Below are 22,791 nucleotides of genomic sequence, written 5' to 3'. Positions count from 1 at the left end.
CTCATTTGCGTGGGCTAGAGAAGGTGAAGCGCGCGCGCGTCGAAACCGTACTCGCGGGCCTGCACGATGAATGCGCGATGCTCGTCTTCCGCCGCGCGTATCCACGGGTCCGCTCTCGTCAGCGCGCCGGCCCGGGCGAGCGCGAGCAATGCGCCGCGCCTGCCTCGCCGGTTTTCGCTCCGGAGTTCCTTTCGAAGCATGTCGAGCCCGCGCGCGCCGGCGTGGGCGCCGAGGCAATGCCACAACTGCGGCGGCACGTCGCGGCCCGCGCTACGGCGTTCGTCCGCCAGATCGAGCGCCATGCGCGCGAGTTCGGGCGACAACCGCGCATCGAGGGAGTCGATGCGCGAAAGCGGCGCGTCGATGAAGACGGCCTTGATGACGAGCTGGCGCCACGACGGGTCGTCGAAGTGCGTGGCCGGATAGGGCGAGTCGCAGGCCACCGCTTCGAACACCGTGCGCATGTTGGTGCGGCAGCCTTCCTCGGCGCGCCGGACGAAGCGTTCTCCGCGCGGCAACAGCGGCAGTGCGCGATAGAGCGCGCATGATTCGCCGTGGTCGGCGAAGCGGAAGCAGTATTCGAACAGGGCAGGGAAGCTGTCTTCAACGAGCTCGGCCGAGGAGAGCAGCAAAACGATGCGGATTGTTTCGAGCAGGCTCCAATGCGCGGGATTGCAGTGTGGAAGATCGGCCTTCAGCACACGCATCTCGTCGCTGTCGAGATCGAGTGCGATGCTCGCGCGAACGTGCCGGCTGGCAAATGCAAGCAAGTGGGCAACGCGCTGCGCAGATGCGCCGCGTTTGATCTCGTTCGAGGCCGCCATCGAGAAGTCGTATGCCTCCCGACTCAGGCGCGACTCTAGAAATCGTGAAATAGAGCGGGCGGCATCGAAGTGTATTGGGGAATTCATGCTCGACTCATTGGAAATAGACCAGTTTCGAATTTCCAATGAAGAGTCTAGGGCAATTTCTTTTTGAAGCCATGCTATCAGAACTGGTAGGTATGCGGCCCCAAATTTCAAGAAATTCTTGACGACGTAATCTCATGTAATTGCAAATCGAGCGTGCATCGTATATTTCGCCGGGTCGGCCATTTTTGAAAATAAATTGAACTCGGAAGGCATGTATTCGAAGCGTCTCAAGCGCGGATGTCTTGCGCCACGGAATGGCGGCAGTTGCCATGATTTTCTCCATTTATAAATTCATCTGGAATTTTTTTTGAGAAAATAAAAATGAAATATATGCGCGGCGTCAGGCGAAGGGGCTCCGGTCGAATCTAAACTTGAGAATCGGGAAGGATAATCCATGACCCATCACCGCCCATAATGAAAAGCGCCTCCTCCAATGACGAGGCGCAATTCGATATCGACATACCTTCGGGTAGCCGATTGAGCGACGCGCGCCCCTTCGCGCGCCGCACCGCCCCCCATCCCCACTCGGAACCCGTCGCTGGCAATGCGGCCGCCGCGTCGTCACGGATGCAAAAAAGTCTTGCGGCAATTTTGATTGCCATATACTTGCATCGTGCAAGTACCTGATCAGGAGCCGCCCGCATGCCTGCCGCACCGTCCGCCCCTCGCGCGCCGAAGTCGTCCGGATCGCAGAAGCCCGCCGCGCCGCTGCGGCTCGGCAACTGGCTCCCGTATCGGCTGTTCGTCGTCGCCGCGCAGGTCGCACGCCCGCTCGAGGCCTTCTATTCCGAGCGCTTCGGCCTCACGCAGGCCGCATGGCGCATCCTCGCGGTGATCGCCGAGCGCACCGGCGCGAACGCGACCGAGATCGGCCTCGCATGCGCGCTCGATCCGTTCACCGTGAGCCGCGGCATCGGCCAGCTCGTCACGCTCGGCTTCGCACGGCGCACGGCCGCGAAGAACGACCGGCGCTTCGCGTCGGTCACGATCACCGCGAAAGGCCGCGCCGCGTTCGACGAGATCGCGGCGCTCGGCATCGCGATCGAGCGAAATCTGCTCGCGACGTTGTCGGACGACGAAACGCACGTGCTCGACGCCGCGCTGCGCAAGCTCGAGAACGCGAGCGCGCGGATTGAGGCCGGCGACTGGCGCGCGCTCGTCGGGCAACGCGCGCGATGACCGCGCTGCTCTTCGGCCTGACCGCGCTGCTGTGGGGCGGCGGCGCGCTCGCGACCGCGATGCAGGCGGGCGCGACGCCCGTGCTCTGGTCGGTGTCGATGCGCATGGCGCTCGCGGGTGTGCTGCTGCTCGGCTACGGACGGTGGAAGGGCCACGCGCTCGCGATTCCGCGTGAGGATCGCGTATTCGTCGCGCTACAGGGCGCGCTCTTTTTCGCGTTCGCATTCATCACGTTCTACGAAGCGACGCGGCGCATTCCGAGCGGACTCGCCGCGCTCGTGCTGTCGACATCGTCGCTGTTCGCCGCGCTGATCGGCCGCGCGCTGCTCGGCACGCCGCTCACGCGCGCGCTGCTGTGGGGCGCCGCGTGCGGGATCGCGGGCGTGGGCATCATCGTCGGCCCGTCGCTCGGCGCGGTGCGCGCCGATTCCGCATCCGGCTTCGCGTGGGCGCTTGTGGCCGCGGTCGCGACCGCGGCGGGCACCGTCGTCGGCGCACGCAACCAGCGCGCGGGGCTGCCAACCGTCGCGATCCTCGGCTGGGGCGCGCTCGTCGGCTCGGCGACGAGCGCCGCCTGGGCCGCCGCGCAGCACGTGCCGTTCGTCGCCGACTGGTCGGCGCGCTATGTCGGCAGTCTGCTGTATCTCGCGATCGGCGCGTCGTGCGTGACGTTCATGCTGTACTTCGACCTCGTGCGACGCCTCGGCCCCGGCAAGGCCGCCTATACGCTCGCCGCGGTGCCGATCGTCGCGCTCGGGCTGTCCGCGCTGTTCGAAGGGCTGCATCTCGATGCGCGGATCCTCGCCGGCGCGGCGGCCGTGCTCGCCGGCAACGTGCTCGTGCTGCGCGGTTGAGCGGAGCGCGCGACATCCGCCGGCGCCGTGTCAAGCGAGCCGCTGCGTGACCATCACCGTCATCGGCCACATCAGCGCGTAACCGGTGCGCGTCGTGCTCACGCTCAGGAACGCCTCGGCCGCCGCGAGACAATCGTCGTCCGAGTACGCGTCGGTCGCGGAGAAAAGCAGCCTCAGGAAATGGCCGATCGACTTGCGGCTGTCGAATTCCCACGGCACCGTCACGTCGTGGAAACGCGGCTCTGCCCAGCCCGTCAGCGCGCACAGCGTCCTCGCGAAATCCTCGGACAGGAACGCGACCTCGTGTCCCGTCGAGCAGCTCTTCGCGATGAAGCCGTCGAAGTAGCGCGCGAGCGGCGTGCCCGCGAAGATGTCGTAGATCACGAAGCGCGCGCGAGGCCGCGCATGGCGCGCGCTCGCGGCGAATGCGGCGGTCTTGTCGGGCACGTGGTGGATCGCGCCGCGGCTCCAGATCGCGTCGAAATCGCGCGTGTCGAGATCGAGCGCGTCGGCGGCCTGCTGAACGACACGGATGTTCGAATCGGGCATGCCGCGCAGCGCGTCGAGTTGCTCGATCGACGGATCGGTCACGACGAGGCGCCCGGACGGGCCGATCGCGGCCGCGATCGCGCGGCTGAAGTAGCCGCTGCCGCCGCCGATTTCGAGAATCGTCTCGCCCGGCGACGGCCGCAGGAAACGATGCATGCATGCGATGTCCTGCAGCCACGCGTCGGGGTAGAGCGACAGCGCGTCCTTGTAGTGCGTCGCGCGATTGCCCGCGAATTCGATGACGTCCATCATGGGAGATCTCCAGGCTGCCGGGCGTCTCCGGGTCCGCGGCCGCCGTGCGTTCGGGATTGTTTTTCGAATGGGCGTTGGTCGTGCGTGTGCGCTTGCGCGTGGTGCGGGCGGGGCCCGCGCATGCGTGGACGAGGCGAGCTGGTCTCCTCGCGCCGTCCCGGCTGCATTCGTTCGGCTCGTTCGTCACGACGACGTCTGTGTCCGGGCCGTTCTGCGGCGCGCTCCGGCCCGCATCGCCCGGCGCCGGACGTCGTCGTGCGCACGCGCGGCCGTTGCGTCCCGCCTCAGTCGGGCACCGGCACGAGCGCGCCGCGCTGCACGCGGTAAACCGTCACCGCGCCGTTCACGTTGTCGCCCTGCGGATTGAAGCGGATGCTGCCGATCACGCCGTCGTAGCGGGTCTTCGCGAGCGCGCCGAGATAGACGGCCGGATCGGTCGAATTCGCGCGGCGCATCGCGTCGGCGAGCAGCATCACCGCGTCGTAGCCGTACGGTGCGAATACGATCACCTTGCCGTAGCGGGCCTCGAAACGCCGCTCGAACGCCGCGTAGCCCGCCATCCTCGTGCGCGGGTCGCCCGCCTGCGTGCAGAACTGGCCTTCGTTCGCGCCCGACGACAGCGCCGTCCACTGCCCGGTGCACACGCCGTCGCCGCCGACGAACGCCGCGTCGATCCCGAGCGCCTTCATCTGCCGCACCATCGGCCCCGCCTGCGCATCGGCGCCGCCGTAGACGATCACGGCCGCATGCTCGCCTTTCACGCGCGTGAGAATCGACGCGAAATTGACCGCGGTGTCCGTCGTGTAGTCGCGCGTGATTCGCGTGACGCCGTTCGCGCGCAGCGTCTTCTCCGCCTGATCGATGAGGCCCTGGCCATACGCGCCGCGATCGTCGATCAGCGCGATCGGCCCGCCTTTCGCGAGCTTGGCGGCGAGCGCGGCGAGCGACGCGCCTTGCTGGCTGTCGGTCGCCATCAGCCGGAACGCCGTCTTGTAGCCTTGCTGCGTATACGCGGGATTGGTCGCGGCGGGCGCGATCTGCGCAATGCCGGCCGCCGCGTAGACCTTCGCCGCGACGATCGTCGGCCCCGAGTTCAGATCGCCGACGACGCCCGCGACGCGCGCGTCGACGAGGCGCTGCGCGACCTGCACGGCCTGCCGCGGATCGCCCTGATCGTCTTCGACGACGAGCTCGAACTTCACGGGCTTGCCGCCGATCGCCGGCGGCGCGCGGTTCAGATCGTCGACGGCGAGCTGCGCGCCGTTCTGCACATCCTTGCCCAGATGGGCGACGGGCCCCGTCAGCGGCATCGCGACGCCGATCCGGACGACCGATTGCGCATGCGCGTCGAACACGACGGCAGCCAGCAGCGACAGACACCCTATGCGAACGTTCATGTCGACCCTCGCTCGAAAAAAACGTCACGGTTTTCGATCCGCCGGGCGGCCGCGAAAAGATCCGTCGATTCGGATGCCAAATCGTTTTACGCATGAATCGACGGCAGCGGGCACGCCCGGCCGGAAGCTCGCCGCGCTCTCAGGTTCTCGTTATGTTCCGCGCGCGGTGCGGCGACGCCGCGCGCGAAGCCAGGCCCCCGGAATGGGCGGCAAAGCCGGCGCTCAAGGCTCGTCGAGCAGACGCCGCCAGCCGACGATCGCGATGCGCTCGCTCTCGCGCCCGATCTTCAGCAGCGCGGCGTCGAGCATCGCGCGCTCGCCGGGCGTCAGCACGTCCAGCATCCGTTGCTCCGCCGCGAGGCCCACGGCGGCGATCTCGTCGAATGCATCGCGGCCGGCGGGCGTCGCCACGACGCACGCGTAGCGACGGTCGTTGCGCGCCGCGTCGCGCCGGGCGAAGCCGACCGCGACGAGCTGCGCGATCCCTCGGCTGACGGACACCGAATCCATGCCGAGCGCCGCGCCGATCTGCCGCGCGTTCGCGCCGGGCCGATCGACGATCGTCGCGAGAATCCGCCATGCTTGCTGGCTGATCCCGTAGCGCGGCCCATAGAATTCGGCGAGCAGGCGCGCGACGTGCTGCGCGGGCAGGAACAACTGATACGGAAGCCATTCGTCGAGCCGCAGCGCCGCCCCCGACTGTTTGCCGATTGGTTGCATTTTGAAAATATTCGAGCCAAAAAAAACGGCGGATGCCGGTCCCGTATTCGAGTCGCCGCCGTTGCTGTTACCGCTTTATTGCGTGCGTCGCGTCCTCTCGTACCGCGTGCGCATGCAAGGAGCGGACCAGGGCCGGCGCGATCGTTGGCCGACGCGGCTTCCCGGGCGAATGGCCGCGAAATGGCCACGCAATGCCCTGAAACGGCGTCGCGCTTTATGCACCACTCGGGGAATGATCCGCACCAAGGTGCATCCGGCATGTCGTGAATGGAGGCATGCGACGCGCGAGCGCGCGGCGGCCGGACATCGGGATTTCGGCGGAAAAATCGACGGGCAAGGAACGCCCGGACGGGACGCGCGCGGCTCCGCATGCGCGATGCAACGAAGCCGCGACGAAGCCGCGATAAGAGGTGAGACGAAGCGGAACGAAGCGCTTACGGTCGCGCCGGAACGTTCAACCCGCGCGCCACCGCCGGCCGCGCGACGAATGCGCCGAGCACGCGCGCGACGTTCGGATAGCGGTCGAATTCGACGAGCTCGCGCGCTTCATAGAATCCGATCAGGTTGCGCACCCACGGGAAAGTCGCGATATCGGCGATCGTATAGGCGTCGCCCATGATCCACCGGCGATCCGCGAGGCGGCCGTCGAGCACGCCGAGCAGGCGCTTCGCCTCGCCGACGTAGCGGTCGCGCGGCCGCTTGTCCTCGTACTCGCGGCCCGCGAACTTGTGGAAGAAGCCGAGCTGGCCGAACATCGGCCCGATGCCGCCCATCTGGAACATCAGCCACTGGATCGTCTCGTAGCGGCGCGCGGGATCGGCCGGAATGAACTGGCCCGTCTTGTCGGCGAGGTACAGCAGGATCGCGCCCGATTCGAACAGCGCGAGCGGCTTGCCGCCCGGGCCGTGCGGATCGATGATCGCCGGGATCTTGTTGTTCGGGTTCAGCGACAGGAACTCGGGCGACATCTGGTCGTTCGTGTCGAAGCGCACGACGTGCGCCTCGTACGGCAGCCCCGTTTCCTCGAGCAGGATCGACACCTTGACGCCGTTCGGCGTCGGCAGCGAATAGAGCTGGATGCGGTCCGGATGCTGTGCGGGCCATTTCTTCGTGATCGGGAACTCGGAAAGATCGGACATGGATGGACTCGGTCGATGAATCGATGATGAACGCGCGACGCGCCCCCGGGCAAGCCGGGGCGGGCGGCGCGGTCCGCACAATGTAGCCGATCCCGCGCATTGTTGCTGGCGGCGGCGCGAGATGACGAAATCGTGACATCGCGCGAACGCTTTCGTCAGGCGTGGCGAACCTGGTCGCGCCAGCGCGCATGCAAAGTGCGCAGCGCAATGGCGCCGCAATGGAGCCTGCCAGCCGTCAGCGCCGCCCGTCGGCCGCCGCGTGCTCGCGCAGCACCGCGATGAACGCGCGCAGCTTCGGTGGCACGTGCTTGCGGTTCGCGTAGTAGAGCCACATCGGCGGCAGCGTCCGGCATGCGCCCGGCAGCACCTCGCGCAGCGTGCCGCGGCGCAGGTCGCCCGCGATCCGCTCGCGCATGAACACGAACGCGATGCCCGCGCCCGCGCGCGCGGCGTCGATCACCGCGCCCGTATCCGTGCTGACGAAGCGGCCGGCGACGTCGAGATCGACGTCGCGGCGGCCGTCGCGCAGCGGCCATTTGTGCAGGCGGCCGCTCTTCGGGAAGCGAAAGCGGATGCACATGTGCCGCGCGAGGTCGGCGACCTTCGCCGGCGTGCCGTGTTGCGCGAGATAGCCGGGCGTCGCGACGAGCGCGCACGTGAGCGCGGGCGCGATCCTCACGCCGACCATCCCGGGCTGCAGCCGGTCGGCGAGGCGTATCCCGGCGTCGAGCCGCTCCTTGACGATATCGACGAGATGATCCTCGTAGCGGATCTCGACGCTCACCTTCGGATAGCGGCGGAAGAATTCGGCGAGCACGTCGGCCGTCACGACCGATTTCGCGAGGTGCAGCGCGCTGATCCGCAACAGGCCCTCGGGTTCGTCGCGCGCGTCGTTCAGCGCGTCGCGCGCCTCGACGACCTGCCGGTACGGCTGCGCGGTCGCGTCGCAATAGCGCTGGCCGGCCTCCGTCAGGCTCACGCCGCGCGTGCTGCGGCTGAAGAGTTTCACTTTCAGCTCGCTTTCGAGCTGCCCGATCGCGAGGCTCACAGCAGCGGGCGTGAGGCCGAGCGCCGCCGCCGCGCGCGTGAAATTGCCGTGCGTGACGACGCTCATGAAAACGTGGAGGCCGCCGAGCGGATCGCGTCGCAGAGTCATTAGAAAAACTTGATACGTTTGTGAGCGGAATACCAATTCTCTCAGATACCGCCGATCTCTACACTGGCTCGCAGTCGAACCGCACAAGGAGCCGCCGATGTCCGCCGAACTCACGCTTCAACACGCGCAGCGCATCGTCGAAGCTGGCGTCGCCCGCGCCGCGCGCCGGAACGGGGCGGGCGTCGCCGTCGCGATCGCCGTCGTCGATGCGGGCGCGCATCTCGTCGCGTTCGCGCGGATGGACGGCGCGTTCATCGGCGCGATCGACCTCGCGACGCGCAAGGCCGGCACGGCTGCGCGCTTCCGGACGCCGAGCGCGTCGCTCGGCGCGCTGTCGGCCGCCGACGGGCCGATCCGCACGATCGAACACAGCAACGGCGGGCTCGTCACGTTCGGCGGCGGCCTGCCGCTCGTCGGCGCGCACGGGCGTTGCGCCGGCGCGGTCGGCGTGTCGGGCGGCGCGGTCGACGACGATGTCGCGATCGCGCAGGCGTGCGTCGACGCTTTCGCCACTCTTCTGGACACAGCACAAGGAGCAAGGACATGACTGACAAACGCATTCTGGTGACGGGCGCAGGCTCGGGATTCGGCCGAGAGGTCGCGCTGCGGCTCGCCGCGAGGGGCCATCACGTGATCGCGGGCGTGCAGATCGTCCCGCAGATCACCGAGCTGAACGCCGAGGCCGCGCGGCGCGGCGTCGCGCTCGACGCCGTGAAGCTCGACGTGACGTCCGCGCGCGACCGCGCGCAGGCCGAGCGCTGGGAGATCGACGTGCTGCTGAACAACGCGGGCGCGGGCGAGGCGGGCGCGCTCGTCGATCTGCCACTCGACATCGTTCGCGAGCTGTTCGAGATCAACGTGTTCGGCCCGCTCGCGCTGACGCAGCAGGTCGCGCACGGGATGATCGCGCGCGGGCGCGGCAGGATCGTGTTCGTGTCGTCGATCGCGGGGCTCGTCACCGGCGCGTATACGGGGGCGTATTGCGCGTCGAAGCACGCGGTCGAAGCGATTGCCGAGGCGATGCACGCGGAGCTCGACGCGCACGGCATCCAGATCGCCGTCGTCAATCCGGGGCCGTACAGCACGGGCTTCAACGACCGGATGATGGAGACGCCGCGCCGCTGGCTCGACCCGGCGCGCGCCGCGGCGACGCCCGAGAGGCTGACGTTCCCGTTCGAGCAATACGATCCGCTGGAGATGATCGAGAAGATGGTCGACGTGACCGAGGGCGACGGCGGGCTGTTCCGCAACCTGCTGCCCGCCGCCGTCGAGCAGTTCGTGCGCGACGAGCAGGCGCGGGCGTGGACGCGCCGCCAGAACGAGCGGCGCGGCGCGTGAGCGCACGACGCCGTGTGCATCGCGACTGCGGCGGCTGCGGCGACGATCATCGCGCCGCCAACGCGGTTCGGCGGCTCACGGCTGCGCAGCGGACAGCCCGCCGCGGCCGCCGTTCCATGTCACCGCGCGGTTACTGCGGCTTCCGGTAGCGAATCCCGTCGACCTTCGTGCTGACCCGCGTGCCGGCGCGGCCCTCGGCGATCGCGACGATGTCGGCGAGCGAGCCGATCACCGCATCGTGCCCGGTTTGCCGCGCGAACTCGATCGCCGCCTGCACCTTCGGCCCCATCGAGCCGGCCGCGAAGCCGAGCCGCTCGAGTTCGTCCGGATGCGCGGCTTCGATCAGCGCTTGGGTCGGCTTGCCCCAGTCGATGTACGCGCCGTCGACGTCGGTCGCGATCACGAGCAGGTCCGCATGCAATTCGCGCGCGAGCAGCGACGCGCACAGATCCTTGTCGATCACCGCCTCGACGCCCGATAGCTTGCCGCTTGCATCGTAGCGCGTCGGAATGCCGCCGCCGCCCGCGCAGATCACGATCGTGCCCTTCTCGAGCAGCCACTTGACCGGCCGGATCTCGAAAATGCGCCGCGGCCGCGGGCTCGGCACGACGCGGCGGAACTTGTCGCCGTCGGGCGCGATGTGCCAGCCTTTTTCCCGCGCGAGCCGCTCGGCCTCGCCGCGCGAGTAGACGGGGCCGATCGGCTTCGTCGGATGCTCGAACGCGGGATCGGCCGGATCGACCTCGACTTGCGTGAGCAGCGTCGCGAACGGCGCGTCGGGCGGCAGCAGGTTGCCCATTTCCTGCTCGATCAGATAGCCGATCATCCCTTCCGTCTGCGCGCCGAGCACGTCGAGCGGGTAGGGCGCGACTTCGGCGTATGCCGCGCCCTGCAACGCGAGCAGGCCGACCTGCGGCCCGTTGCCGTGCGCGATCACGAGCTCGTTGCCGGGCGCGATCTGCGCGATCTGCGCGACCGCGATCTTCACGTTCTCGCGCTGCTGGGCTTCGGTCATCGGCTGATTGCGCTGCAAGAGCGCATTGCCGCCCAATGCGATGACGATACGCATCATGTTTCTCCTTGTTGTGCCAACGGTGCGGACGGCGCGGCCTCGCGCGCCATCCGGTTCGATTGCGCGCCGGGCCGTCAGATGCTGCCGAGCGTCGACACGAGGACCGCCTTGATCGTGTGCATGCGGTTTTCCGCCTGCTCGAACGCGATGCAGCGCGGCGACTCGAACACTTCGTCGGTGACTTCGATGCCGTCCTTCAGGTGCGGATAGCGCTCGGCGATCTGCTTGCCGACCTTCGTTTCGCAGTTGTGGAACGAAGGCAGGCAGTGCATGAAGCGCGTGCGCGGATTGCCCGTCGATTCGATCAGCTTGCGGTTCACCTGATACGGCAGCAGCGCGTTGATCCGCTCGTCCCACGCCTCGACGGGCTCGCCCATCGACACCCACACGTCGGTGTGAATGAAATCGACGCCCTTGACCGCTTCGTATGGATCTTCGGTCAACGTGAGCCGCGCGCCGCTTTCAGCCGCGAACGCCTCGCACTGCGCGATGAAACCGGCGGCAGGCCAGAGCGACTTCGGCGCGCCGATGCGCACGTCCATTCCGAGCTTCGCGCCGATCAGAAGCAGCGAATTGCCCATGTTGTTGCGCGCATCGCCGAGATACGCGTAGCTGATGTCGTGCAGCGGCTTGTCGCTGTGCTCGCGCATCGTCATCACGTCGGCGAGCATCTGCGTCGGGTGGTATTCGTCGGTGAGCCCGTTGAAGACGGGCACGCCCGCGTGATGCGCGAGCTCCTCGACGATCTCCTGGCTGAAGCCGCGGTACTCGATCGCGTCGTACATCCGGCCCAGCACGCGCGCCGTGTCCTTCATGCTTTCCTTGTGGCCGATCTGCGACGACGAAGGATCGATGTACGTGACGTTCGCGCCCTGGTCATACGCGGCGACCTCGAACGCGCAGCGCGTGCGGGTGGACGTCTTTTCGAAGATGAGCGCGATGTTCTTGCGCAGCAGGCGCGGCTGCTCGGTGCCGCTGTACTTCGCGCGCTTCAGGTCGCGCGCGAGGTCGAGCAGATAGCGCAGCTCGCGTGCGCTGTGATGGATCAGGCTCAGCAGATTGCGATTGTGCAGGTTGAAGCTCATCTCGTTTCTCCGTAGGTTGGTCGGGGCGGGCGGCGCATGCGCGCGCGCCGCGACGCTTGCGTCAGTAGTCGACGGGGTCGCGCAGGACCGGGCAGGTCATGCAGTGGCCGCCGCCTCGGCCGCGGCCGAGCTCGCTCGATCCGATCGTGATCACCTCGACGCCCGCCTTGCGCAGCAGCGTGTTCGTGTACGTGTTGCGGTCGTAGCCGACGACGACGCCCGGCTCGATGCAGACCATGTTGTTGCCGTCGTCCCATTGCTCGCGCTCGGCGGCGAAATCGTTGCCGCCCGTCTCGACGACGCGCAGCGACTTCAGGCCGAGCGCCTGCGCGACGACGTCGATGAACGGCTTGTCCTCGCGCTCGATGTCGATGCCGTAATGCGCGTCGCTGCCGGGGCGCAGCGAGAACGGCACGATCCGGTTCACGACTTCGGGGAAGATCGTCACGAGATCGCGGTCGCAGAAGCTGAACACGGTGTCGAGGTGCATCGACGCGCGCGAGTTCGGCAGCCCGGCGACGATCACGCGCTCGGCCGCGCCCTTGGCGAACAGCGACTGCGCGAGCTGGCCGACCGCCTGGCGCGACGTGCGCTCGCCCATCCCGACGAGCACGACGCCGCGGCCGATCGGCATCACGTCGCCGCCTTCGAGCGTCGCCATGCCGTGATCCCGATCGGGGTCGCCGTACCAGACGTCGAACTTCGCATCGGCGAACGCCGGATGGAATTTGTAGACCGCGGCGACGAGGAGCGTCTCCTGCCGGCGCGCGGGCCAGTGCATCGGATTGAGCGTGACGCCGCCATAGATCCAGCACGACGTGTCGCGCGTGAACATCATGTTCGGCAGCGGCGGCAGCACGAACGACGACTTGCCGAGATAGTCGCGGAACAGCGTGAGCACCTTCGAGCGCTCGGCGCCCGGAATGTCGCTCGCCGCGACGCCGCCGATCAGGAACTCGGCGAGCGCGCGTGGCTCGAGGCTCTCGAGCCACGCGCGCACTTCGTCGACGAGGCCGATGCCGACGTTGTCCGGCGTGATCTTGCGATCGAGAATCCACTTGAGCGCGACCGGGTTCTGCACGGTCTCGGTCAGCAGGTTGTGCATCTCGAGCACCTCGGTGCCGCGCTCGCGCATCTTCGACATGAAATCGAAGTGGTCGCGCTTCGCCTGGTTCACCCACATCACGTCGTCAAACAGCAGCTCGTCGCAGTTGCTCGGCGTGAGGCGCTGGTGCGCGAGGCCCGGCGAGCAGACGAGCACCTTGCGCAGCTTGCCGACTTCGGAATGGACACCGACTTGAGGAGTGGCTTGGGACATGTTGATTACCTCTTCGATCAAAGTGTGATGAGCCCGCGGTGGAGCGCGTAGGCCGCGGCGAGTGCGGCGGCAGCCGCCGCCGCGAAGATCAGCTTTTCGGCGGCGGTGAAAACCGGCTTGCCGAGCTCGCGCTTCGCCTTCGCGAAGAAGAGCGCGCCCGGCGCATAGAGAAGGGCGGACAGCAGCAGGTACTTGACGCCGCCCGCGTACAGCAGCCACACCGCGTAGAGCACGGCGAGCGCGGCGACGAAAAGGTCCTTGCGGCGCGCGCGCGCGTCGCCCTCGTAGGTCTCGCCGCGCACGGCGATGAGGAGCGCGTAGGCGGCCGACCAGAAGTACGGGATCAGGATCATCGACGTCGCGAGATAGATCAGCGACAGATAGGTGCTCTGCGAAAACAGCGTGATCAGCAGGAACACCTGGACCATCGCGTTCGTGAGCCAGAGCGCGTTCGCCGGCACGTGATTCGCGTTCTCCTTGCGCAGGAACGCGGGCATCGTGTGGTCCTTCGCGGCAGAAAACATGATTTCCGCGCAGAGCAGCACCCACGACAGCAGCGCGCCGGCGAGCGACACGACGAGGCCAACGCTGATGAGCACCGCGCCCCAGTGGCCGACGACGTGCTCGAGCACGGCCGCCATCGACGGGTTCTGCAGCTTCGCGAGCTGCGGCTGCGTCATGAGGCCGAGCGACAGCACGTTCACGAGCACGAGCACGAGCAGCACGCCGACGAAGCCGATCACGGTCGCGCGGCCGACGTCGCTGCGCTTTTCGGCGCGCGCCGAGAAGATGCTCGCACCCTCGATGCCGATGAACACCCAGACGGTCACGAGCATCATGTTGCGGACCTGGTTCATCACCGAGCCGAGCGACGGATTCGCGCGGCCCCAGATATCGGTGCGGAACACGTCGAGCTTGAACGCGAAGAAGCAGATCAGGATGAAGACGGCGAGCGGGACGATCTTCGCGACGGTCGTGACGAGATTGACGAACGCCGCCTGCCGGATTCCGCGCAGCACGAGGAAGTGCACGGCCCATAGCAGCACCGATGCGCCCGCGATCGCGGCGGGCGTGTTGCCTTCGCCGAACACCGGGAAGAAATAGCCGAGCGTCGAGAACAGCAGCACGAAGTAGCCGACGTTGCCGAGCCATGCGCTGATCCAGTAGCCCCACGCGGACGAGAAGCCCATGTAGTCGCCGAAGCCTGCCTGCGCATACGCGTAGACGCCGCCGTCGAGCTGCGGCTTGCGGTTCGCGAGCGTCTGGAACACGAACGCGAGCGTGAGCATGCCGACCGCGGTGATCGCCCAGCCGATCAGGATCGCGCCCGCTTCGGCGGTGGCCGCCATGTTCTGCGGCAGCGAGAAAATGCCGCCGCCGATCATCGATCCGACCACGAGCGCGGTGAGCGCGCCGAGCCGCAGCCTGTTCGTCACGGATTGCGCCGCGACGTCTCGTTCTTGTGTCACTTCAGCCATGATGTTTCCTCGCAATCGCGTTCGCGCAAAAACGCGGCGCGCACGCGGCCATCGCGCGTCCGCCGGGGGCGGGGGAGCACGGCGGTTGCCGCTTGCGCGCGGTCCGGCGGAACGCGCGTCGTTTGAATTGGGTCGATGCGTGCCCGTTCGGGCGTTATCGGCGGAGCGTCGTCATGGGCGTGCTCCTTGCCGCTTGTGTCCGGGCTTCGCGTTGACGCCGCACCTCGGCTGCGTCGCTGCGGTCCCAGAATGAAAAGAGCCAGACGCCGATCCGGCGCCGCTTCCAGTACATGCCGTGCAGCCGGCGGCGGATTTCCGCGAGCGCGCTCCAACTGGCGCCGTCGATGTCGATCAGCGCGCCCGGCCTCGGGCCCGACTCTCCGATGAATTGAATATCGGTAAATGTCTTCCCGGTGTATTTGAATAGAAAAGCCTGCAGCTCTTCTCGCGTGACCCCCGGTTGAATATTTTCAATGCAGATTCTCATCGTGCTTTCCTGCTTTTCCGTTCGACCTTGCTCACGAGCGCTTTTGGCGCCGCATTTCCGCACGCGACCGAATCAGGCCTTGAATCCCGCTTCTCGTGTGCAAAACGAGCCGATCGAACGCGTTCCAAATCCGTCAAATTCGGCATTTGAATTCGCTTTCGTCGATTCAATTCTTCCCGATGGCTTACTGATTGGAAACAATTTAAACGGCACTTCATGTCATGGATCAAAAAACGCCGGAAGGCGGCCGGAAGGCGGTCGGAGCATGTGCAAACGGTGCTAGGATCGGTGTGCATGTCGCTGTCGTACACGCACGCGGCGAGCACGTTTCAACGGCACGGATCGGCATTCGTCGGACAGGTAGGTGCCTGTCGCGATGACCTCGTTCGATACGATTCCATCTTGCTGAAATCGCTGCAGGCCGCGCGTGCCGAAGCCGACACGGGCGGGCTGCGCTGCGATGCGACAAAAGCGACGCCGGGCGACACTCGCGGCGCGTGCGGCCGGGCTACGCGCCGCCTTCGCGCCGCGCCGCGCCCGCCGGCGCGAGCCATCGGCCGAGCGCGCCGAGCGCGTCGTAGATCAGCACCGCGAGCAGCGCGACGACGAGGCCGCCTTGCAGCACAAACGCGGTGTTCGCCGTCTGCAGCCCCGCGATGATTACGTCGCCGAGTCCCTTCGCTGCGACGGTCGAGCCGATCGTCGCCGTGCCGAGATTGATGACGACCGCAAGCCGGATGCCGTTCAGGATCACCGGAAACGCAAGCGGCAGCTCGATCCACGCGAGCCGCTGCAGCCCGCTCATCCCCATCCCGCGCGCGGCGTCCACGGCGTCGGCGGGCACGTCCTGCAGCCCCGCGATCGTGCTTTCGAAGATCGGCAGCAGTCCGTACAGGATCAGCGCGATCAGCACGGGCTTCACGCCGAAGCCGATCGCCGGCACCGCGAGCGCGAGCACCGCGACGGGCGGAAAGGTCTGCCCGATGTGCACGACGCTGCGCGCCACGGGCAGGAACTCCGCGCCCGCGCGCCGCGTGACGAAGATCCCCGCCGCGAGCGCGACGATCGCGCCCGCCGCGCTCGCCGCCGCGACGATCGCGAGATGCGACAGCGTCAGGTCGAGGAGGCTCGCGCGCCGGTAGATCGCGGGCGCGCCGTTGTCGGCGAACGGCGCGAAAAGGGGCTCGAGCCAGCCGGGCCGCGCGAGCATCACGGCGAGCGCCGCCAGCGCGGCGATGCGCGCAAGCGTGACGCCCGCGCGCCGGCTCGCTGCGCCAAGCGCGCCCGGCGCGCCCGTATTGCGCGCGGCGCTCGCGGCTTTCATCGCGCGCCTCATTCCGGCCGCTTCGCCTGCGCGACGATCGCATCGAGCGTGATGCGCGTCGTCACCGCGCCGTCGGCGCTCGATACGGGCAGCATGCTCACGCCGCGCCACAGCAGCTCGGAGATCGCGTCGCGCAGCGTGAGCGCGCCCGGGATCGGCTCGCCGGGCGCGGCGCCCGGCTCGGCGAGCGCGGCGACGCGCGTGAGCGCGAGCAGGCGCAGCGGCCGGTCGAGGCCCGCGACGAGCCGCTCGACGACGCCCGGCTGCGGCCGGCCGAGAATCTCGGCGGGCGGGCCCGCCTGCAGGATGCGCCCCGCGTCCATCACCGCGATCTGGTCGCCGAGCCGCAGCGCCTCGTCGATATCGTGCGTGACGATCACGATCGTGATCTTGAGCCTGCGCTGCAGCGCGACGAGATCGTCCTGCGCCTTGCCGCGGATGATCGGGTCGAGCGCGCCGAACGGCTCGTCCATCAGCAGGATCGCGGGCTCGGCCGCGAGCGCGCGCGCGACGCCGACGCGCTGCTGCTGGCCACCCGACAACTGGTGCGGCAGCTTGCGCGCGTATGTGCCGTAGTCGAGCTCGAACAGCTCGAGCAGCTCGCGCACGCGCGCGTCGATGCGCGTCGCGCGCCAGCCGAGCAGGCGCGGCACGGTCGCGATGTTGCGCGCGACCGTCCAGTGCGGAAAGAGGCCGTGCCCCTGGATCACGTAGCCGATCCCGCGCCGCAGCGTCTCGGCGGGCACGCTCGCGGTGTCGACGCCGTCGACGCGAATCGTCCCGCTCGTCGGCGCGATCAGCCGGTTGATCATCCGCAGCAGCGTCGACTTGCCGCTGCCCGACGCGCCGACGAGCGCCGTCACCGTGCCGCGCGCGACGGCGAGCGACACGTCGTCGACCGCGGCGAGATCGCCGAACAGCCGGCTCACGCGTTCGATCTCGATCATCGGCGCGCTCCTTTCGCGAGGTCGGTCGCGGCCTCGAACAGCACGGCGGTGACGAGCGCGAGCGCGATCGTCGGCAGCGCGCCGAGCAGCACGAGATCGGTGGCGGACTGGCCGATCCCCTGGAAGATGAACGTGCCGAAGCCGCCGCCGCCGATCAGCGCGGCGACGGCCGCCAGGCCGATGTTCTGCACGAGCACGATGCGCACGCCGGAGAGCACGACGGGCAGCGCGAGCGGCAGCTCGATCGCGACGAGCCGCTCGCGGCCCGTCATCCCCATCGCGAGCGCCGCCTCGACGACAGTGGCCGGCACCTGCGCGAAGCCGACGACGACGCTCGACACGATCGGCAGCAGCGCATACAGGAAGAGGGCGATCAGCGCGGGCGCGACGCCGATGCCGCTCACGCCGAGGCGGGCGGCGAGCGGCACGCGCGCAGCGAGAATCGCGAGCGGCGCCATCAGCAGGCCGTACAGCGCGATGCTCGGAATCGTCTGCACGACGTTCAAGAGCGGCAGCAGCGCGCCGCGCAGCGCGGCGAATCGCGTGCAGCCGATGCCGAGCGGCACGCCGAGCGCGACGGCCGCCGCCACCGAGCCGGCGACGAGCGCGAGGTGGCGGATCGCCTCGCTGCGGAACGTGTCGGCGCGCACCGCGTATTCCTGCATCACCGACAGCCCGTCCCAGAAGCCGCCGTGGATGAACGCGGCGAGCGCCCCGAGCGCCGCGGCGAGCGCGACGAGGCGCATCGCCGGGGTGGGCGCGATCCGGGCGAGCGCGTCGGCGATCAGCACCGCGAACGCGAACAGCAGCAGCCAGGCGCCCGCCGCGGGCGACACGCGCGCGAGCGGCGTGTCCGGCGTGACGAGATGCGCGGGCGCCGCGCCGAGCGCCACGCACAGCACGAGCACCAGCACGACGCCGACGGCGGCGCGCGCGGCCGCGCGGCTGCGCGCGAGCGCGAAGAGCGCGCCTGCCGCCCACAGCGCGTCGAGCGCGTAAGCGTGGAGCGCCGGAAACACCGCGCCGAGCGAGAGTTCCGAGCCCGCCGCGATCCGGTTCGCGCGCAGCGTGACGAAAGGCTGGACGAACGCCGCGTACGCGACGAGCGCGGCGATCAGCGCGCCGACCTTGTCGACGCGCGCGGCCCATCCGGGAATCGCGCGCGGACGCGGCGCGGGAGCGGGGGCGCCGGCCCCGCCCGCCGTGCGCGCCGTCATTTGACGAAGCCCTTCGCTTTCAGATAGCTCGCCGCGACGCTCGCGGCCGGCTCGCCGTTGATCTGGATCCGCGCGTTGAGCGTCTGCAGCGTCTTCAGATCGAGGCTCGCGAACACGGGCTTCAGATAATCGGCGATCTGCGGATGCGCGTTGAGCACCGCCTCGCGGATGATCGGCGCGGGCGCGTAGACGGGCTGCACGTGCTTGTCGTCGTCGAGCACCGCGAGCCCCGTGGCCGCGATGCCGCCGTCGGTGCCGTAGACCATCGCGGCGTTCACGCCGTCCGTCTGCTGCGCGGCGGCCTTGATCGTCGCGGCGGTGTCGCCGCCCGACAGCACGAGCATCTGCTCCGGCTTCAGCTTGAAGCCATACGCCTTCTCGAACGACGGCAGCGCGGACGCGCTGTTGACGAACTCGGCCGACGCGGCGAGCTTCACCTTGCCGCCCGCGCCGACCCACTTGCCGAAATCGCTGAACGTCTTCAGATGCTGCGTTTGCGCGATCGAATTGAGCACCGCGACGCCCCACGTGTTGTTCGCGGGCGCGGGCGCGAGCCAGACGATCCGGTTCGCCGCGTAATCGAGCTGCTTCGCGAGCGCGTAGCCTTGCGCGGCGTTCTTCCACGCGGGATCGTCGGCCTTGTTGAAGAAGAATGCGGCGTTGCCCGTGTATTCCGGATAGATGTCGATTTGGCCCGTCGTCAGCGCCCGGCGGACGATCGGCGTCGCGCCGAGCCCGATCTTGTCGACGACGGCGATGCCGTGCGCCTTCAGCACCTGCGCGATCACGTTGCCGAGCAGGTTGCCTTCGGTGTCGATCTTCGACGCGACGGTGACCGCGCCGGCGGCGCGCGCGCCGGGCGCGGCGGCGCAGAGGGAAACGGCGAGCGCGGCGGCGGCGGCGGCCGCGCGCACGGAACGGCTGAAACGGGGGACTCTCATCGGGGCTGGCACTCCTGTCGGACAGCGGATGAACGGATGCGACGGCGTGCGCCGGCCCGGGCGGCGGGACTCGGCCGTGGGCGAAGCGGGGGGCCGATCGCAGGCGGCAGGGGTTCAAGGTACTTGAGCGGGCGCGCTTTGGCAAACAAGGGCGCGTTCACGCGCGGGCCGGATCATCGCGAACCATCGTTTTGGACTGCGCATTTCCGTATCGCGGCGATACAATGCGACGGACGGCGCCGCGCGTGGAACGGATATTGCGCCGCCCGTCGCCTCGAATCGTCTTGAGCCGCTTTCCCGCCGATTGCCGTCTACGTCAAGGAGCGTCCATCGTGAGCAGCGATCCCAACACGGCGCCTCCGTCCGCGCCGCAAAACATCTACGACGACGCATCGTTCTTCGAAGGCTACCAAACGCTTCGACAGGGCGACACCGGCCTGAACGGCGCACTCGAATTTCCCGCGATGAAACGTCTGCTGCCGAACCTGGCGGGCCTGCACGTGCTCGACCTCGGCTGCGGCTTCGGCGATTTCGCCCGCTATGCGCGCGCGCGCGGCGCGGCGACGGTGACGGCCGTCGACGTGTCGTCGCGGATGCTCGACGAGGCGCGCGCGCGCACCGACGACGGCGCGATCACCTATCTGCAGCGGTCGATCGAGACCTATCACGCGGCGACGCGCGCGTTCGATCTCGTCGTGTCGTCGCTCGCGCTGCACTACGTCGAAGATTACCCGGGCGTCGTCGCGCGGATCTACGACGCGCTGCGCTCGAACGGCCGCTTCGTGTTCTCGGTCGAGCATCCGATCTGCACCGCGTATCCGCACGGCTGGGTGCGCGACGAAGACGGCCACAAGCAGCACTGGCCCGTCGACCGCTACCGGCAGGAAGGGCGGCGCGACACGCGCTGGTTCGTCGACGGCGTCGTCAAATACCACCGGACGGTCGAGACCTACGTGAACACGCTGCTGAAGGCGGGCTTCACGCTCACGCACCTCGGCGAGCCGGCGCCGATTCCCGACGCGCTCGCGGTGCGGCCGGACCTCGAGGCGGAGTGCCGGCGCCCGCCGATGCTGTTCCTCGCGGCGATCCGGGCGGGGAGCTGAGCGGCGGCCGCGCGCGCCGGCGCATTGGCCCGCCGACGGCGGCCGATCGGCCGTGGCCGGCGTCACGTTCTTCGCGCATACGATCCGCCTCCATCCCATCAATCCCATCCATGCCTCCGACCGAATCCGAATCTTCGTCCGCCCGCGCGCCGGCGCTCTTCGAAATCGACGACCTGTGCGCGATCGCGCTCGGCGCCGACGATATTCCCGCGATCCAGGCGTTCTTCGAGCGCAACCCCGAGTATTTCGTCGACACGACGGGCAAGCCGCCCGCACCGGACGAAGCGGCCGTCGAGTACGCGGGCATGCCGCCTGCCGACCGGGGTTGCACGGCCAAATGGACGATCGGCTTTCGGCCTTCCGCGCCGGCCGGCTGCAATGCGCCGACGCCTTCGTCGTCCGTTTCGTCCGGCGCGCACGCGCCGCTCGCCGCGTTCGCGACGCTTTTCGCCGACATGTTCGCGCCGGGCATCTGGCACGTCGATCTGTTCATCGTCGAGACCGTGCGGCACGGGCAGGGTGTCGCGCGATGCATTTATGCGGCGCTCGAGGCGTGGATGCGGGCGCGAGGGGCGCGCTGGCTGAGGCTCGGCGTGGTCAGCGGCGCGCCGCGCGCGGAGCGCTTCTGGGCGCGCGCAGGCTACGCCGACGTGCGCACCGTCGAGAACGTTCCGATGAAAGACGCGGTGCGCACGGTGCGCGTAATGGTCAAGCCGCTCGACGGCGGCGACGTGCGCGCGTATCTCGATCTCGTCGCGCGCGATCGCCCGACGCGGCCTGATCCGGACTGATGCGGACTGATGCGGACTGCGCCGAGATCGTCGGCCGAATCGACGTGACCGGCGGGCTTCCGCGCGCGCCGTCTCATTCCCGCGATCGGCGCGCCGGCCCTGCAAGCCCTTCGCCGGCGCCGGCCGGCAGTGCGGCGAACATCGGCAGCGACGCGAGCACGACGAGCGCGATCGCCACGAACGCGCACGCGAAATCCGCCTGGCTCGCCCGGCCGCGCCCGCCGATCAGCATCGCCAGATGCAGCGCGCCCGCCGCGACGGCGACGCCCGCCGCCCGCATCAGTTGCTGCGCGGCTCCCTGGAACGATGTCGCGGCCGACAGGCGCTCGCCCGGCACGTCGGAGAACACGAGCGCGCCCAGCGACGCGAAGCTGAGCGAGCGCGACAGCCCGCCGATCAGCAATAGCGCGAAGACGGCCGCGTCCGGCCAGGCGGCCGACAGCGTCGCGCACGCGACGAGCACGGCCGCGAACGACACGCTGCCCGCGATCAGCACCGTGCGCATCGACGCGCGATGCAGCGCCGCATGCGTCATCGGCCGTATCACGAGCGAGCCGAGCGCGCTCGCAAGCGTGATGACGCCGCTTTTCGACGCGCTCGCGCCGAAGCCGACCTGCAACGTCAGCGGCACGAGAAACGGCAGCGCGCCGGCCCCCGCGCGAAACAGGCTACCCGCGATCGTCGCCGCATGAAACGTCGGAATCGCGAGCAGCGACAGATCGACGGCCGGACGCTCGACGCGCCGGCAATGGCGGATCGCGAGCCAGCCGAGCACGACGCCCGCGCCGATGCCGAGCGCCGGCGTGCCGGCCGGCAGCACGCCGCGGCCCGCTGTCTCGACGCCGAGCATCAGCGAGGCGAGCGCCGCGCCCACGAGCAGCATGCCGGCCAGGTCGGGCGGCGCGCGCCGCTCGCCCGCCGACGCGGGGATGAGACGCGCGGCGAGCCCGGCGCCCGCGACGCCCACCGGCACGTTGATCCAGAACACCGCGCGCCACGACAGCGCATCGGTCAGGAAGCCGCCGAGCGGCGGCCCGAGCAGCGGGCCGACGAGCGCGGGCATCGTGAGCCAGGTGGTCGCCGCGAGCATCTCGTCGCGCGACACGCCGCGATAGAGGATCAGGCGGCCGACGGGCACCATCAGCGCGCCGCCCGCGCCTTGCAGGATGCGCGCGGCGATCAGCGCCGCGAGCCCGTTCGCCGCCGCGCACATCACCGACGCCGCGGTGAAGATCGCGATCGCCGCGATGAACACGCGCTTCGCGCCGAAGCGGTCCGCGATCCAGCCGCTCACCGGGATGAACACGGTCAGCGCGACGAGATACGACGTGATCGCGCTGCTCAGGAACACGACGTTCACGCCGAGGTCGCGCGCCATGCTCGGCAGCGCGGTCGCGACGACCGTGCTGTCGACGTTCTGCATGAAGAGCGCGCTCGCGACGACGGCCGCGGTCACGCGGAAGTTGCCGGCGCGCATCAGGATTCGGCCCGCATGACGAATCGGCGGAGAAATCGGCGACGAAATCGGCGACG

At 68.8% G+C, this 22,791-nt stretch carries 23 protein-coding genes; 6 read left to right on the top strand and 17 right to left on the bottom strand.

What is annotated here, in order from left to right; genetic code table 11:
- Positions 1-14: 14 nt before the first annotated feature.
- Together WT16_RS08915 and WT16_RS34355 are read right to left on the bottom strand one after the other, a co-directional pair.
- The gene (locus WT16_RS08915) at positions 15-911 is read right to left on the bottom strand and encodes an EboA domain-containing protein (protein WP_156521421.1); all 897 of its coding nucleotides are present in this window, start codon (positions 909-911) and stop codon (positions 15-17) included.
- A gap of 7 nt (positions 912-918) precedes the next feature.
- Positions 919-1,182 (bottom strand): hypothetical protein, encoded by a 264-nt coding sequence (locus WT16_RS34355; protein ID WP_197486462.1) that lies wholly within the window; start codon positions 1,180-1,182, stop codon positions 919-921.
- Positions 1,183-1,553: 371 nt separating this feature from the next.
- Between WT16_RS34355 and WT16_RS08910 the strand changes: the two genes are divergently transcribed.
- On the top strand, positions 1,554-2,090 hold the full coding sequence (locus tag WT16_RS08910) for a MarR family transcriptional regulator (RefSeq protein ID WP_063533160.1): 537 nt from the start codon (positions 1,554-1,556) through the stop codon (positions 2,088-2,090).
- Positions 2,087-2,944 (top strand): DMT family transporter, encoded by an 858-nt coding sequence (locus WT16_RS08905; RefSeq protein ID WP_063533159.1) that lies wholly within the window; start codon positions 2,087-2,089, stop codon positions 2,942-2,944. Before WT16_RS08910 ends, WT16_RS08905 begins: the two co-directional genes overlap by 4 nt.
- 30 nt (positions 2,945-2,974) lie before the next feature.
- Here the strand turns inward: WT16_RS08905 and WT16_RS08900 are convergent, their stop codons facing one another.
- From WT16_RS08900 to WT16_RS08880, 5 genes are all read right to left on the bottom strand, one after another.
- A complete protein-coding gene (locus WT16_RS08900; RefSeq protein ID WP_063533158.1) occupies positions 2,975-3,745 on the bottom strand; it encodes a class I SAM-dependent methyltransferase in 771 nt (256 codons plus the stop codon).
- Positions 3,746-4,029: 284 nt separating this feature from the next.
- Positions 4,030-5,142, bottom strand: coding sequence for a branched-chain amino acid ABC transporter substrate-binding protein (locus tag WT16_RS08895; protein ID WP_015600934.1), 1,113 nt, complete (start codon positions 5,140-5,142; stop codon positions 4,030-4,032).
- A 222-nt stretch (positions 5,143-5,364) separates the two neighbouring features.
- Complete coding sequence (locus WT16_RS08890; RefSeq protein ID WP_006026720.1) at positions 5,365-5,862, bottom strand: MarR family winged helix-turn-helix transcriptional regulator; 498 nt, start codon at positions 5,860-5,862, stop codon at positions 5,365-5,367.
- Between the two features lie 434 nt (positions 5,863-6,296).
- Entirely contained in the window at positions 6,297-7,001 is a 705-nt protein-coding gene (locus WT16_RS08885; protein WP_015602209.1) for a glutathione S-transferase N-terminal domain-containing protein, read from the bottom strand.
- 235 nt (positions 7,002-7,236) lie between these two features.
- On the bottom strand, positions 7,237-8,157 hold the full coding sequence (locus tag WT16_RS08880; protein WP_063533157.1) for a LysR family transcriptional regulator: 921 nt from the start codon (positions 8,155-8,157) through the stop codon (positions 7,237-7,239).
- Between the two features lie 97 nt (positions 8,158-8,254).
- Between WT16_RS08880 and WT16_RS08875 the strand changes: the two genes are divergently transcribed.
- Both WT16_RS08875 and WT16_RS08870 read left to right on the top strand, forming a co-directional pair.
- On the top strand, positions 8,255-8,704 hold the full coding sequence (locus tag WT16_RS08875) for a heme-binding protein (RefSeq protein ID WP_015602224.1): 450 nt from the start codon (positions 8,255-8,257) through the stop codon (positions 8,702-8,704).
- Positions 8,701-9,495, top strand: a complete 795-nt coding sequence (locus WT16_RS08870) for an SDR family oxidoreductase (protein WP_063533156.1) — start codon at positions 8,701-8,703, stop codon at positions 9,493-9,495. The genes WT16_RS08875 and WT16_RS08870 overlap by 4 nt, the downstream gene beginning before the upstream one ends.
- Positions 9,496-9,625: 130 nt before the next feature.
- Here the strand turns inward: WT16_RS08870 and arcC are convergent, their stop codons facing one another.
- The 9 genes from arcC to WT16_RS08825 all read right to left on the bottom strand — a co-directional run bounded on the left by arcC (position 9,626) and on the right by WT16_RS08825 (position 19,364).
- Positions 9,626-10,564, bottom strand: a complete 939-nt coding sequence (arcC, locus tag WT16_RS08865) for a carbamate kinase (RefSeq protein WP_043282675.1) — start codon at positions 10,562-10,564, stop codon at positions 9,626-9,628.
- A 77-nt stretch (positions 10,565-10,641) separates the two neighbouring features.
- Positions 10,642-11,652 carry an ornithine carbamoyltransferase gene (locus tag WT16_RS08860; protein ID WP_015602278.1) on the bottom strand — a complete coding sequence of 337 codons (1,011 nt, stop codon included), beginning with the start codon at positions 11,650-11,652 and terminating at the stop codon, positions 10,642-10,644.
- A gap of 61 nt (positions 11,653-11,713) precedes the next feature.
- Positions 11,714-12,970 carry an arginine deiminase gene (arcA, locus tag WT16_RS08855; RefSeq protein WP_063533155.1) on the bottom strand — a complete coding sequence of 419 codons (1,257 nt, stop codon included), beginning with the start codon at positions 12,968-12,970 and terminating at the stop codon, positions 11,714-11,716.
- A 17-nt stretch (positions 12,971-12,987) separates the two neighbouring features.
- Positions 12,988-14,448, bottom strand: coding sequence for an arginine-ornithine antiporter (gene arcD / locus WT16_RS08850; protein WP_015601023.1), 1,461 nt, complete (start codon positions 14,446-14,448; stop codon positions 12,988-12,990).
- 154 nt (positions 14,449-14,602) lie between these two features.
- Complete coding sequence (locus WT16_RS08845; protein ID WP_009912310.1) at positions 14,603-14,935, bottom strand: hypothetical protein; 333 nt, start codon at positions 14,933-14,935, stop codon at positions 14,603-14,605.
- Positions 14,936-15,443: 508 nt separating this feature from the next.
- Positions 15,444-16,271: an ABC transporter permease gene (locus WT16_RS08840; protein ID WP_059934345.1), complete on the bottom strand. Its 828-nt coding sequence runs from the start codon at positions 16,269-16,271 to the stop codon at positions 15,444-15,446.
- Positions 16,268-17,206, bottom strand: a complete 939-nt coding sequence (locus tag WT16_RS08835) for an ABC transporter ATP-binding protein (protein WP_063533154.1) — start codon at positions 17,204-17,206, stop codon at positions 16,268-16,270. Before WT16_RS08835 ends, WT16_RS08840 begins: the two co-directional genes overlap by 4 nt.
- Positions 17,203-18,423 carry an ABC transporter permease gene (locus WT16_RS08830; RefSeq protein WP_063533153.1) on the bottom strand — a complete coding sequence of 407 codons (1,221 nt, stop codon included), beginning with the start codon at positions 18,421-18,423 and terminating at the stop codon, positions 17,203-17,205. The genes WT16_RS08835 and WT16_RS08830 overlap by 4 nt, the downstream gene beginning before the upstream one ends.
- Positions 18,420-19,364 (bottom strand): ABC transporter substrate-binding protein, encoded by a 945-nt coding sequence (locus tag WT16_RS08825; RefSeq protein ID WP_075644831.1) that lies wholly within the window; start codon positions 19,362-19,364, stop codon positions 18,420-18,422. The genes WT16_RS08830 and WT16_RS08825 overlap by 4 nt, the downstream gene beginning before the upstream one ends.
- Before the next feature lie 332 nt (positions 19,365-19,696).
- Here WT16_RS08825 and WT16_RS08820 point away from each other — a divergent pair, with 332 nt between their 5' ends.
- Both WT16_RS08820 and WT16_RS08815 read left to right on the top strand, forming a co-directional pair.
- Entirely contained in the window at positions 19,697-20,467 is a 771-nt protein-coding gene (locus tag WT16_RS08820) for a class I SAM-dependent methyltransferase (RefSeq protein WP_015600503.1), read from the top strand.
- A 110-nt stretch (positions 20,468-20,577) separates the two neighbouring features.
- Complete coding sequence (locus tag WT16_RS08815) at positions 20,578-21,258, top strand: GNAT family N-acetyltransferase (protein ID WP_063533152.1); 681 nt, start codon at positions 20,578-20,580, stop codon at positions 21,256-21,258.
- Between the two features lie 73 nt (positions 21,259-21,331).
- Here WT16_RS08815 and WT16_RS08810 read toward each other — a convergent pair whose 3' ends face one another.
- A complete protein-coding gene (locus tag WT16_RS08810; protein ID WP_063533818.1) occupies positions 21,332-22,735 on the bottom strand; it encodes an MFS transporter in 1,404 nt (467 codons plus the stop codon).
- Between the last annotated feature and the right edge of the window lie 56 nt (positions 22,736-22,791).

This window comes from Burkholderia sp. MSMB1589WGS, assembly GCF_001636105.1.
In the GTDB taxonomy this organism is placed as follows: domain Bacteria; phylum Pseudomonadota; class Gammaproteobacteria; order Burkholderiales; family Burkholderiaceae; genus Burkholderia; species Burkholderia humptydooensis.
The sequence above is the reverse complement of the archived record's forward strand: the minus strand, read 5'-3'. Positions and strand labels throughout refer to the sequence as shown.